The 12,967-nt window shown below is 43.6% G+C and carries 14 protein-coding genes; 12 read left to right on the top strand and 2 right to left on the bottom strand.

The genetic code is table 11. From position 1 onward, the window contains the following. Positions 1-95 precede the first annotated feature (95 nt). The gene (locus HY58_RS14705) at positions 96-311 is read right to left on the bottom strand and encodes a hypothetical protein (RefSeq protein ID WP_039133563.1); all 216 of its coding nucleotides are present in this window, start codon (positions 309-311) and stop codon (positions 96-98) included. 273 nt (positions 312-584) lie between these two features. Here HY58_RS14705 and HY58_RS14700 point away from each other — a divergent pair, with 273 nt between their 5' ends. The 5 genes from HY58_RS14700 (at position 585) to HY58_RS14675 (ending at position 5,721) form a co-directional block, all read left to right on the top strand. Then, positions 585-2,285: a peptidoglycan DD-metalloendopeptidase family protein gene (locus HY58_RS14700; protein ID WP_172644666.1), complete on the top strand. Its 1,701-nt coding sequence runs from the start codon at positions 585-587 to the stop codon at positions 2,283-2,285. 38 nt (positions 2,286-2,323) lie between these two features. Continuing rightward, complete coding sequence (bcp, locus tag HY58_RS14695; protein WP_039133558.1) at positions 2,324-2,788, top strand: thioredoxin-dependent thiol peroxidase; 465 nt, start codon at positions 2,324-2,326, stop codon at positions 2,786-2,788. A gap of 410 nt (positions 2,789-3,198) precedes the next feature. Continuing rightward, entirely contained in the window at positions 3,199-4,908 is a 1,710-nt protein-coding gene (locus HY58_RS14685; protein WP_039133554.1) for a tetratricopeptide repeat protein, read from the top strand. Positions 4,909-4,943: 35 nt separating this feature from the next. Further along, the gene (locus HY58_RS14680; RefSeq protein WP_052324169.1) at positions 4,944-5,315 is read left to right on the top strand and encodes a hypothetical protein; all 372 of its coding nucleotides are present in this window, start codon (positions 4,944-4,946) and stop codon (positions 5,313-5,315) included. Positions 5,316-5,385: 70 nt separating this feature from the next. Then, a complete protein-coding gene (locus HY58_RS14675) occupies positions 5,386-5,721 on the top strand; it encodes a hypothetical protein (RefSeq protein ID WP_039133746.1) in 336 nt (111 codons plus the stop codon). 18 nt (positions 5,722-5,739) lie between these two features. Here the strand turns inward: HY58_RS14675 and HY58_RS14670 are convergent, their stop codons facing one another. After that, entirely contained in the window at positions 5,740-6,504 is a 765-nt protein-coding gene (locus HY58_RS14670; RefSeq protein ID WP_082022186.1) for a biotin--[acetyl-CoA-carboxylase] ligase, read from the bottom strand. 123 nt (positions 6,505-6,627) lie between these two features. On the opposite strand from HY58_RS14670, the gene rsfS reads away from it, so the two are divergent. From rsfS to HY58_RS14635, 7 genes are all read left to right on the top strand, one after another. After that, positions 6,628-6,990 carry a ribosome silencing factor gene (rsfS, locus tag HY58_RS14665; RefSeq protein WP_039133552.1) on the top strand — a complete coding sequence of 121 codons (363 nt, stop codon included), beginning with the start codon at positions 6,628-6,630 and terminating at the stop codon, positions 6,988-6,990. A gap of 66 nt (positions 6,991-7,056) precedes the next feature. Continuing rightward, positions 7,057-9,072, top strand: coding sequence for an ATP-dependent zinc metalloprotease FtsH (gene ftsH / locus HY58_RS14660; protein WP_052324168.1), 2,016 nt, complete (start codon positions 7,057-7,059; stop codon positions 9,070-9,072). A gap of 7 nt (positions 9,073-9,079) precedes the next feature. Beyond that, entirely contained in the window at positions 9,080-9,718 is a 639-nt protein-coding gene (locus tag HY58_RS14655) for an LUD domain-containing protein (RefSeq protein ID WP_039133550.1), read from the top strand. A 32-nt stretch (positions 9,719-9,750) separates the two neighbouring features. After that, positions 9,751-10,185, top strand: a complete 435-nt coding sequence (locus HY58_RS14650; RefSeq protein WP_039133548.1) for a gamma-glutamylcyclotransferase — start codon at positions 9,751-9,753, stop codon at positions 10,183-10,185. Positions 10,186-10,235: 50 nt separating this feature from the next. Then, entirely contained in the window at positions 10,236-10,994 is a 759-nt protein-coding gene (locus tag HY58_RS14645; protein ID WP_039133545.1) for a UDP-2,3-diacylglucosamine diphosphatase, read from the top strand. Then, the gene (locus tag HY58_RS14640) at positions 10,991-11,824 is read left to right on the top strand and encodes a hypothetical protein (RefSeq protein ID WP_039133542.1); all 834 of its coding nucleotides are present in this window, start codon (positions 10,991-10,993) and stop codon (positions 11,822-11,824) included. Before HY58_RS14645 ends, HY58_RS14640 begins: the two co-directional genes overlap by 4 nt. 5 nt (positions 11,825-11,829) lie before the next feature. Continuing rightward, positions 11,830-12,915, top strand: a complete 1,086-nt coding sequence (locus HY58_RS14635) for a mechanosensitive ion channel family protein (RefSeq protein ID WP_052324167.1) — start codon at positions 11,830-11,832, stop codon at positions 12,913-12,915. The last annotated feature ends 52 nt before the right edge of the window (positions 12,916-12,967 follow it).

Here is a 12,967-nt window from a genome sequence, read left to right as displayed (position 1 = left end):
TACGGTCCGGGAAGGAATTTGCCGGAAATAATTTGGGAGCACTAAAAAAAGGCCCTCACTAATGTGAAGGCCTCTTGTATATTTAGTGTTAATCATTAACTCTTGTGGTAAGCGGCCATCTCAATATCATCAAGCAATACCTTCCCTTTACGCTGCTCGGCTTTGCGGACCGCACGCGTCATTTTTTCATCCTGTTTTGAAAGTACTTTAAACAGGTATCTCTGCTTTGCTTCCTGACCTTTGAAAGCGCCAATTACTGAGCCTATCATCAAGGCTGCTATTATCACGGCTTTTTGTTGAAATCTGTTCATACCATTCTGTTTTACTGATTCCGCATATTGTTAAATGCTACATCCTCGCCTTATGTACTTAGACAATGCTATAACAACAAACGCTGTTTCATGTTTGCAAAATGCATACCCGAAAAGCAAGTTTATTTTTATTTAACAAGTTGTTTAAACAACCAATCTTTAAAATGCTAGCTGGAAACCCTGATCACTAATTAAAGTATCCACTAAAAGCATTGGAGTAAACTCTATGAATGGTCTTAGATTTGCAGCTTTGCTAATAAAAAAATAATGCTGATGTTGAGGCTTCTGGTTTGTTTCATATTGTTATCCGTTACCGTTACCGCCCAGTTTCCCGACCTTCCCGATTATCCTAAAGGATATTTTCGTAATCCGTTAAATGTTGAAATCAGTCTTAGCGGAAATTTTGGTGAACTCCGTCCAAACCATTACCACATGGGCCTCGACCTTAAAACCCTTCGTCGTGAAAATCTCCAGGTGTTTGCTGCTGCCGATGGTTATGTAAGCAGGATAAAGATTGAACCAGGTGGGTTTGGAAGGGCGATATATATCAATCATCCGAATGGAATCACTTCCGTTTATTGTCACCTGAATGATTTTAATCAATCACTAGAAAAATGGGTGAAGAACAAACAATATGAACTGGAATCATGGAGCCTGAATGAAGAAGTCCCAGCCGGAAATTTCCCCGTAAAAAAAGGGGAATTTCTTGCCTACAGCGGGAACACTGGTGGGTCGCAGGCCCCACATCTTCATTTTGAATTGCGTAGAACCAGTGACGAGGTTAACCTGAATCCTATGCTCTTTTCCTTTCCTATTACAGATAATACCAGGCCCGCCATATTGCGCTTAGCCATATATGATAGAACCAAAAGCATTTATGAACAATCACCCCGAATAGTGCCATTTGCTGCTAAGGCAACCGGATCATACTCCGCCGCTCCCATAACCGTTAATTCTCCGAGAGTGAGCCTGGGAATTACTTCATATGATACCCACACCGGCTCTACAAATCTCAATGGTATATATGAGGCTGTATTGTATGATAACAACAATCCCGTGGTTGGATTCCGCATGGATGCCATCAGCTATGATGCCACCCGCTACCTGAATGCGCATATTGATTACCGCACAAAATCCAATGGCGGTGCTTACCTGCAACATCTGAGTGAATTGCCGGGATACCTTCACTCAATCTATACAAAGTTTAAGGGGGATGGGGTATTGGATCTTTCTGACCAGCAGCCGCATGAAATTAAGATCGTTGTAAAAGATGCCTATGGAAACAGTTCCACCGCCATTACAACCATTAGGTATAATGGATCTCCTGTTGCCTACGCGCCACCCACCGGAAAAAGATTCTACCCCTTGATGGTTGATGTATTTGAATCAGACGATTGCGAGTTCATTATTGGCGAACGGACGCTTTATGATTCAGTAACAATTGCCCATAAGCGCAGCCTCAGTTCTTTACCTACAGTGATATCTGCAGTACATACCATCGGTGCAACCCATATCCCAATGCAGGATGCTATGGCCGTAAGGATCAAACCTATAAGTGAACCGGAACCCTCTCAACGCGAAAGAGTGGTGATGCAGCGCTTTGCCGGAACTAAAAAAGATGTAATGAAAGTGAGCTGGCAGAATGGCTGGGCGATGGCGGGATTTCGTGAATTTGGCAGCTTCCAGTTAGTGGTTGATAGTGAACCGCCCCAGATACTACCTGTAGGCTTCACTGATGGCGCCAACCTGGCAAAGTCTCCCCGCATATCTTTCACCGTTAAGGATAACTTCGATAAGTGGAAAGTACTTCGTACTGAATTAGATGGGAAATGGATCCGTTTCACCAATGATAAAGGGCGATATTTTCACTATCGGTTTGATGAAAATTGTGGAGAGGGAGATCATATACTCAAAGTAATCGCTATAGATGAAGCGGGTAACCAGGCAGAAAAAACTTTCCGATTTTCCAGATGAGAATTTAGATGTTACACTAACCAAACCCTTTCAAACCAATGACCCCTCTTAAACAAGGCGACAAAGCCCCTGCCTTCACTGCACAGGACCAGGATGGAAACACGATCAAACTTGCCGATTATAACGGAAAAAAACTCGTTATTTTCTTTTACCCGGCTGATATGACTCCAACCTGTACCGTTCAGGCTTGTAATATGCGCGATAATTATGCTCTCTTAAAACACCATGGACTTGAAGTTATAGGGATCAGTCCGGATACAATTGAAAGCCATAAGAAATTTGAAAGTCGCCACCAGTTGCCCTTTCCCTTGCTTGCTGACCCCGATAGGAAGATCATCGATAAATATGGCATATGGGGTGAAAAGCAGTTATACGGCAGGAAATATATGGGTCTCCATAGAACAAGCTTTGTGATTGATGAGAAGGGAAAGATATTGAAGGTATTTTTAAAGCCAAAGAGTAAGCAACATGCGGAAGAAATCATTGCTGCACTGGTAATTTGAGAACAAAACGAATGATCCCATTATTGTGAAATGAGCCAATTAAATCATGGAATGAGCCAATTTTTCCAGATAGATGAGCCATTTATTCTATTTAAAATGGATCCCGCATCTCTTAAATTAAGCTACTTCCGATTCATTAAACCTAAGCCTGTATTCAGTTTTACCTTGATTTTCTATTTTTTTATCTACCGGGCATCTACCGATCATCCTACGGGGATCCTCCGATATAGAAGGCATTTAGAAGGCACCGGGACTATATCATCAACCACTGTTGGCTGCCTCAATAAATATACTGACTAAATTCTGCTACTGACAGCCTGCAGGCCCGCAAAATAAACTGCGAATCCCTATTCAGGGTATTGCACCATTCAATTAATTGAATCAATTTTAGTAAATACAAAAATAGCAGTATGAAATCACTAATCCTGACAGGCAATTTATTGCTGATGGTATTGTATTACCTGCTGTCTACACCGGTCAAGAAGGATGTGGAAGTTAAAAAGATCGTTCCTGTTTTTTGTTCTCCCACTCTGGACTTTGCAAAACTAAATGCTGGTAAAGGCCCGTTAATTCCTGGCTTTACTAGTATCAGCTATGATATAACCTCCGGTTCAGATTCTGCAAAGATGTTTTTCAACCAAGGACTTTCATTGTTGTATGCGTTTAATCATGGTGAATCAGGCCGGTCATTTAAAACAGCTATCGAATTGGATAGTTCTGCTGCCATGCTTTATTGGGGATTGGCCATGGTACTTGGACCAAATTATAATGCGGCCCTCAACCCTGCAGCACTAAAAGATATAAATGAAGCAATCAGTACAGCTAAAAAACTGGCGGTGAATACTACGGAGAAGGAAAGGGAATTGGTGGATGCGATGGATGCAAGATTTCCTGAACAACCTGTAAGCGACATGACTCCTTTTAATGCTGCTTATGCATCGGCCATGGAGAAATTGCATTACAAATACGCAGACGATAAAGAGATCGCTGTATTATATATTGATGCACTGATGAATGAGCATCCATGGAATCTCTGGTTGAAGGATGGAACCGCACAACCATGGACGCCAAAGATCATCAGCACAATTGAAAAGGTATTGGAAAGCTGGCCAAATCATCCTGGTGCAATACATTATTATATACATGCCATAGAGGCTTCTAAAAATGCCGGTAAAGCAAGCGCGTATGCCGATAAGCTTCCTGCAATGATGCCTGGTGCCGGCCATCTTGTACATATGCCGAGTCATATTTATATCCGTACCGGCGAGTACCACAAAGGTGTATTAGTAAATGAGCAGGCAAGTGAGGCCGATAGTAATTATATCAGCCAGTGCAAGGCTTCCGGATTCTACCCGATGTTATTATATCCGCACAACATACATTTTCTCGCTGCCTGTGCTTTCCTGGAAGGCAATAGTAAAAAGGCGATGGAAAATGCATGGCGGGTTTCGGCTATTGCCGACCGTAAGTATATCCATGAGAATGTAACTGTTCAACATTTTTATAGCATCCCCTTTTTTGTTCTTATTCATCTTGGTCGTTGGGATGAGATCTTGAAGCTGGAAAAGCCGGGTGAGAAACTGATCTATCCAAAAGCCATCTGGCATTATGCCAGGGGCATGGCTTATGCTAATAAAAAAGAGATGGCATTGGCCAAAACAGAACTTGGGGAAGTAAAAAAAATACTGGGCGGGGAGGTACTTAAATCACAATTGATCTGGGATCTGAATACTGCAGCTGATATTGTATCTATTGCATCCAATGTGTTAGAAGGGGAGATCTATGCGCAGCAGAAAAATTATGCTAAGGCAATTCCATTATTGAGGAAGGCGGTAGCAATTGAGGACAAGCTCAATTATAATGAACCGCCGGATTGGTTTTTCTCTGTTCGGCTCACATTAGGATATTGGCTGGTTGAGGCAGGCAACCATAAAGAGGCGGAGTCCGTTTATAATGATGACTTGATGACTTTCCCCGAAAACGGATGGGCACTGAAGGGTTTGTACAATGCACAAATGGGCCAGGGTTTGAAGGAAGCTGCTGCGCAAACAAATATGAGATTTGAGAAAGCATGGAAATGGGCTGATATCGAGATAAAGTCATCATGGCATTTCAATTGAAATGTTGACTCTCCATATCACCTAAAACATCCATCATGAAAATGAAAATGACGGCAGGCATGCTGGGCATGCTGGCGCTAACAGTTATTATTTCCTGTAGCAAGAGTTCTGATGATCCGGACCCGGGAGGAGGTTCGGGTGGTAATAACGAATGTCCAACTGAAACTCCCAAATTTTCAACCAGTATCAGTAGCATAATTTCTTCCAGTTGTACAGCATCATCCTGCCATGGTGCCGGCAGCCTGAATGGTCCGGGGCCGCTTCTTACATATGATCAGATCTATGCAGCCAGAACAGCAATCCGCCAGGCTGTAGTAAGCAAAACGATGCCTAAGGAAGGAAGTCTTTCCAATGCCCAGATCCTGGCAATTTCCTGCTGGGTGCAGGCCGGGGCCCCGAATAATTAGGCTGCAGATTTAAGGAAAGATAGGCATAGGCCGGGATTGCATAATTCCGGCCCGATTGTATATTTATGCGGTGAACTACAGAATCAGGGAAAGATCATTTTGGGCCAGGCTTGCAGCCAGAAAAATGGGGTCTGAGAAAATGGCAATGGTGCTGGGTACAACCATTCACCTGCATAACACTAGTGTGGAGGAACTTCTTCGAAATCGGCGCTGGCTGCGGCATGAGCTGGCACATATCCGCCAGTTCAGGGAGCTCGGGTTCATCCGGTTTCTCTGGGAATACCTGGTTGAGTCAATGCGCAAAGGCTACTACCATAACCGCTTTGAAATAGAAGCAAGAGCAGCCGAAATTGATGAGAGTTATGATAGCTGGGTGTATGTTGGGGGAAATTCCACGCTGGGGTAATCAGGTGTCTGACACTTGTTAAGGGGATGTTCGAACATCCCATGCCCACTCGATTTCCCCTACTGCAAAACTTCTTTCGAATGTATCTTTTGTAAGCAACTCGCCATACCGGGTTACTCCCATGATGGTAGTTTCGAAGATTGCACTTTCTTTACGAAGGCGGGCAGTCATCCCACGCATAAAAAGAATATTGTTATAATCTTCCAAAATTTGGTCTGTATGGCCGTCCAACAATTGTTGCCAACGTTTTTCAAGAGCTTGAAATAGATCTGCCAAACAATCCATCAGGTCAAAGCTTTTTCCGGTGATTTGTTTCAGCGAAACCGGTTTTTTTGCCATCGGGTCAAATTCCACCTGGTTTATATTGATTCCTATTCCTACAATGGCAAACTGCCAGTTTGAGCCTGACCACAGGTTTTCGATCAGGATACCCCCTGCCTTTCTGTCACGCCAGTAAAGATCATTTGGCCATTTAAGTGAAACTTCATCACCGGCCAGGCTGCTGAACCAATCGGAGCAGGCGAGAGCCATTGCCATGCTAAGCAGGAAAGGGGCGTTGGGGTTCAGTTTAGCGCAATCAATCACGATGCTGACCATGATGTTTTCGCCCGGGTGTGTAACCCATTGCCGCCCGCGCTGGCCTTTTCCAGAAGTCTGCTCGAGCGCAAAAAACGCCTCCCCATGGCTTGCCAGTCGGGCATGAACCCGGCCCATGGCATAGTTGTTGGAGCTATCTACTGACTCCAGCACAGTGAGCGGTTGGCCGATATGTTGAACGGGCATGGCGTTGCGTAAAAGTTTAGTTACTTTTGATCGTGGCGAATGTAGTATTTTCAGTTTTTTGATCACTAAAAGAATAGATTATTGGAACCATTGTCATCTTTAGCTTCTCGTCAACGCAGCAGTGTGACCCGCTTATCCAAGAACGCTAAGATTCTCAAAACCATTATTAAGGCCGTACAGGACAAGAAAGGCGAGCATATAGTTTCGCTCGATCTCAGGAAGATCCATGAGGCTGTATCCGATTTTTTCATCATATGCCAGGCCAGTTCCACCACGCAGGTAAAAGCCATTGCCGATGAAATTGAACACCAGGTAAAGGAGGAAACGGGTGAGAATCCGTATCGCCATGAAGGCCAGCAGGCGGCACAATGGATCCTTATTGATTATGTGAATGTGGTCGTTCACATTATGCAACCGGAAACGCGCAAGTTCTATCGCCTGGAAGAAATGTGGAGCGATGCCCCCATGACCGAACACAATTTATAATAATAACAGGTCCTAATGAACAATGGGACCCATTTTGCATTAGTAATTCTTATAGTTTAATAATATATGTCACAGGAAGATTTGAAACCAAATGAAAGGGGGGGATTTAACAGGATGCGACCGAGACCGGATGGAAGCAATGACCCGCGAAAAGGCCCCAAATTCAATATTTATTGGATATGGGGTGCACTGGCGGTGATATTACTTGGATTTAACCTTTTCAGCACTTTTACACCAGAAGCCAAAAGAATCAATTTCGACATCTTCAAGATGGAGATGCTCTCAAAAGGCGATGTGGAGAAGATCGTGTTGATCAGCAATAAAAACCTTGTTCGCGTTTTTATTAAGAAAGACAGTCTAAAGAAAGATTATTATACTTCCAGGCTTCCCAAGAATTACAATGCTGCAACCGACAAGGGTCCACAGTTTGAGTTCACTATTGCAAAGCCTGAAATATTTACTGATGATCTGCGCGACTTCTATACCAAGAACCCTGAAGTAAAAGAGGTTCCGCGTATTGATGATACTGAGGGCGATTGGCTTGCACCGATCTTCCAATTCATTCTTCCCATTTTCGTTATCGTACTCATTTGGGTACTGCTTATGCGAAAGATGGGTGGCGGTGGCGGAGGTGGTGCTGGTCCGGGTGGTATCTTCAATATTGGAAAGTCAAAAGCACAATTGTTTGATAAGGGAACCAAGGTCAATATTACATTTAATGATGTAGCTGGATTGGATGAAGCGAAAGTTGAAGTGATGGAGATTGTTGACTTCCTGAAGAATCCAAAAAAATATACCAACCTCGGCGGTAAGATCCCCAAGGGAGCCTTACTGATTGGCCCTCCGGGAACCGGTAAGACCCTGCTAGCCAAAGCGGTAGCCGGTGAAGCGCAGGTTCCTTTCTTCAGCCTTAGTGGATCTGATTTCGTGGAAATGTTTGTGGGTGTTGGTGCAAGCCGTGTTCGTGACCTCTTCAAGCAGGCACGTGAGAAAGCACCATGTATCATTTTCATTGATGAGATCGATGCGATTGGCCGTGCGCGGGGAAAGAATGCGATCATGAGCAATGATGAGCGTGAAAGCACACTGAACCAGTTATTGGTTGAGATGGATGGATTCAGTGGAGAGAGTGGTATTATAGTTTTGGCTGCAACCAACAGGCCTGATGTATTGGATAGTGCGTTGCTTCGTCCCGGACGATTTGATCGCCAGATTTCCATCGATAAACCAGATGTAAAAGGCCGTGAAGCCATCTTCAAGGTGCACCTGAAACCCATAAAGGTTTCTGAACATGTAGATATACATAAGCTGGCAGAGCAAACGCCTGGATTTGCTGGTGCTGATATTGCCAACGTGTGTAATGAAGCAGCGCTTATTGCAGCAAGGAAAGGAAAGGAAGCTGTAGATATGAGTGATTTCCAGGATGCGGTAGATCGTGTGATAGGAGGACTTGAGAAGAAGAATAAGATCATTTCCCCTGATGAGAAAAAAATCATCGCTTACCATGAAGCAGGTCACGCCATTTGTGGCTGGTATCTCGAGCATGCATATCCGTTATTGAAAGTTACCATCGTTCCACGTGGTACTGCCGCCCTTGGTTATGCGCAGTATACACCTAAAGAACAGTATCTCTATAATACCGACCAGTTGCTCGACCAGATCTGTATGACACTTGGTGGAAGGGCTGCGGAAGATATATTCTTTGGAAAGATATCAACCGGTGCGCAGAATGATCTTCAGCAGATAACAAGAATGGCCTATTCTATGGTAACGGTTTATGGAATGAATGATAAGGTTGGAAATGTAAGCTTTTATGATCCGCAGCAGGAGAATAGTTTCACCAAACCATACTCAGAAGAAACTTCCAGGATCATTGATGAAGAGGTGAGGAATCTGATTGATGCTGCATATGAGCGCACCAAACAATTACTTACCGAGAGAAAAGCACAGGTTGAAATCCTTGCTGAGAAATTGCTTGACAAAGAGGTGCTCTTCCAGAGTGACGTAGAGCACCTGATAGGTAAGCGTCCTTATGAAGAGAAGAAAACACTTGATGTAGAAGAAACACCTTCCATCGTATAAGAAGCATATGAACATATCCGCTTCAAAAGAGAATATTTTAAAGAAGATAAGAAAGGCGTTGAGTGAATCAACGCCTCTTCCTTTTCCTTCAAGCGAAGGGAATACTTCTGTTTACCAGCCGCAGCGGGAAGAACTCGAGATGTTGTTTGCCGAAAACTTTACCAGGTTGCAGGGCAAATTCGTGTTCTGTATTGACCAGGGCGAACTTGTGTTCCAGTTAAAGTACCTGTTTGAACAGGCCAATCTCAAAAAGATCTACTGCCGGGAAACTGGTTTGCAAAAACTCTTTGCAGCGGAGAATAGTAATTTTTCCATTATTGATGATTTACCAGGGTGCGATGTAAGTATTACCGGTTGTGAATACCTGGTGGCGCGTACTGGTACTATAGTAATGAGTTCAGCACAGGAAAGCGGCAGAACAACCAGTGTGTATGCTCCTATCCATATTTGCATAGCTACTACCGATCAGCTTGTATATGATATCCGCGACGGCCTCAAAGGAATAAAGGAAAAGTATGGTCGCAATATCCCTTCGCTGATAACTTTTGCTTCTGGTCCAAGCCGCACCGCCGACATAGAAAAGACACTTGTTGTAGGTGTTCACGGTCCCAAAGAAGTTTACCTTTTTTTGGTCGATAAGTTATAGAACTGCTTCACAGCTTTGCCTATCTTTAGAACATGAACCTCCATCCATTATACCAGTTATTTGTGTATGGCTCCCTGCGCGAGGGATTCCGGCATCCGGCATATGAATATATCAAGCGTTATTTTGAGTTGGTTTCGCCAGCAACAGTGATGGGAATGCTTTATGATATGGGTGAATATCCTGCAGCCGTGGCCACGGATTCTGATGCGCGGATCGTGGGAGAGTTATACCGCATCCGCGAAGTTGATGAGTTTGAATGGGCGATGGCACAGCTTGATGATTATGAAGGTGTAGCTCCGGAAGATGGGGAACCTCAATTGTACCACCGCGAGAAAACTACTGTTATATTACCCAATGGAAGTACTACTGAAGCCTGGATTTACTGGTATTCTGGAGACGTGAGTGGCCGTCCGCGGGTAACTTCAGGCGATGTACTTGAATATCTTCGCGCCAAAGGAGGCCTCTGATATCTGTCTGACATGTGTCAGACAGCTTTCCCGCACGTATATTTGCACCCATGCAGTTAGCCGAGGGCAAAAAAATATATTTCCTTTCTGATTTCCATCTTGGGGCTCCTGACCATGCCAGCAGCCTGGTAAGGGAAAAAAAAATTGTTCGTTTCCTCGACAGTATTTCCCATGACGCGGCTATGATTCTGATAGTGGGTGATCTATTTGATTTCTGGTATGAATACAAATCAGTTGTGCCCAAAGGTTACGTTAGACTCCTGGGGAAACTGGCATGGCTAACTGATAATGGTATTCCTGTTCATTTTTTTGTAGGAAACCATGATATGTGGATGAACGGATACTTTGAAAAAGAACTGGGGATCCCGGTTTATTTTGAGGAGAAAGATTACGAAATAAATGGAAAAAAGTTTCTGGTAGGGCATGGCGATGGACTGGGCCCGGGTGACCGTGGGTACAAGTTCATCAAAAAGGTTTTTAGAAACCCGGTATGCCAGTGGTTTTTCGGGATCCTACATCCAACAATGGGAATCGGACTGGCAAATTTTTTAAGCAGACGCAGCAGGGCAGCAACGGGACAAACAGATGAAAAATTCCTTGGCGAAGACAATGAATGGCTGATCATTTACTGTAAGGAGATACTTCAGAAAAAAAACTATGATTATTTTGTTTTTGGACACAGGCATCTACCTCTTGATGTGAAGCTGGAGGGCGGCAGCAGGTATATAAACCTTGGCGATTGGTTACGTTACAATACCTATGCAATATTTGATGGCAATGAGCTTACGCTTAAAACCTATGAGCCATGAAATGTTTTTTCCTCTTTATAGCCGGCTTAATTTCAACAACGCTTTTTGCGCAGCAGGATACTGCAGGTAAAAGTCAGCAAAACGGACTTGTGCTGGTACGGACGATAGGAGAGAACCTGGCAGATTTTACGGTAGATAATCTTGGAAATTTTTATCTCCTGGATAAAAAAGGGCAGTTAAAGAAAAGGAGTGCTGATGGTGATTCCATTGCAGTGTACAATGATGTGCGACGTTATGGTAAAGTACATGCCATTGATGCTTCGAATCCGCTGAAGGTGCTTTTATATTTTCGTGATTTTGGAACAGTGGTTGTACTTGACAGATTTTTAAACAACAGGAATACCATTGATCTCAGAAAGCAGGATATATTCCAGGCAAGGGTTATTGGCCAGTCTTTCGATAATGGTCTTTGGGTTTATGATGAGTTGAATGGAAAATTGAAAAGGCTGGATGATAATGGAAATTTGGTAGCGGAAACAGTCGACTTCAGGGTGTTATCTGATGCACCACCCACGCCGTTATACATTGCTGATGCAAACCGGCTTGTATATCTTTATGATCCGGAGAAAGGGTTGATTATACTCGACTATTTTGGTACGGTCCGTAACCAGGTGGCATTGCTTGGGTGGACCGACTTCCAGGTAATTGGTGATGATGTGGTGGGTCGCAAAGGGACGATGCTTTTGCGATATACGCCAGGAACTCTGATGACTAAAGAACTGCTGCTTCCTGAACCTTTACATGGTGTTGATAAGATGCAGGTGGTGATGGATCATTTATATTGCCTGAAAGATGGCGTACTCTTTGTTTATTCCTTACAGAATCAGTAGCTGACATGAATGAAATTCTTGATTATGTGATCCTCGATAATACTGTAAGAGCCTATTTAATATGCTTTGGCACCATACTGTTTGTAATACTGCTAAAACGTTACCTGAGCAGGGTTTTATCGAAACTGCTGTTTAAGCTTATCAAGCAGCATTCCTGGAAAATTGACCAGAAAGCCTTCGTGGAACTTCTTTTGCAACCGATGCAGGTGTTCCTGGTGATTACCATAACCATGATAGCGCTGGATAAACTCAGGTATCCATCACAGTTAGAATTTGAGATCTATCATGTAAGCTTCCGTAAGATTGTTGATAGTGTTGCAAAAGGAATTTTTGTAGTGACGTTCATCTGGCTGATGCGACGGATCATTGATTTTATAGCGATGCTGATGGAACAGAGGGCAAACCTTACAGAAGATATGGCCGACAACCAGATGGTGGTCTTTTTTAAGGATTTCTTCAAAGCATTATTGATCATTCTCGGCATACTACTCGTTATCAAATTTTCTTTTGGGAAAGATATCACCACTTACCTGGCGGGACTTAGTATCGTAGCAGGTGCCCTAGCCCTTGCGGCCAGGGAGAGTCTGGAGAATCTTATCGCTTCCTTCATCATATTTTTTGATAAGCCCTTTCATGTGGGCGACCTGGTGAAGGTTCAGAACATTACAGGGACTGTTGAAAAGATCGGACTGCGAAGTACCAGGCTCAGAACTGATCAGAAGACTTTTGTAACTGTTCCGAATAAACAGATGGTGGACAGTATAATGGATAACCTGAGTCTTCGCACCCAAAGAAGGGCTGACCTGAATCTTGAATTGAGCCTCCAAACCAGCTCTCTGAAACTTGACCATGCCATTGCGGGCATCAAGCATATATTGACTCATCCCGCCATTGAATCATATACATGCTTTCTTAGCGATATCACTTCCAGTGCTTTCATCGTCCATATTGAATATTACGCCCCCATTATCCCGATCATGGAATTCAACCAGTTAAGGCAATTTATAAATCTTGAAGTATTAAGGCTTATGGAATCGCTGCAGGTTGATCTTGCGGGGGAGAATAAGGAAGTGTATCTTTCCAATAAGTGAGGCAAGTTCTTCAAACATCAATTGCGCGATGCAGCATAAAGCAGCTTGAAGT

The sequence above is a fragment of the Flavihumibacter sp. ZG627 genome (genome assembly GCF_000814325.1).
In the GTDB taxonomy this organism is placed as follows: Bacteria; Bacteroidota; Bacteroidia; order Chitinophagales; family Chitinophagaceae; genus Flavihumibacter.
This window is presented reverse-complemented; position numbering and strand designations above follow the sequence as displayed.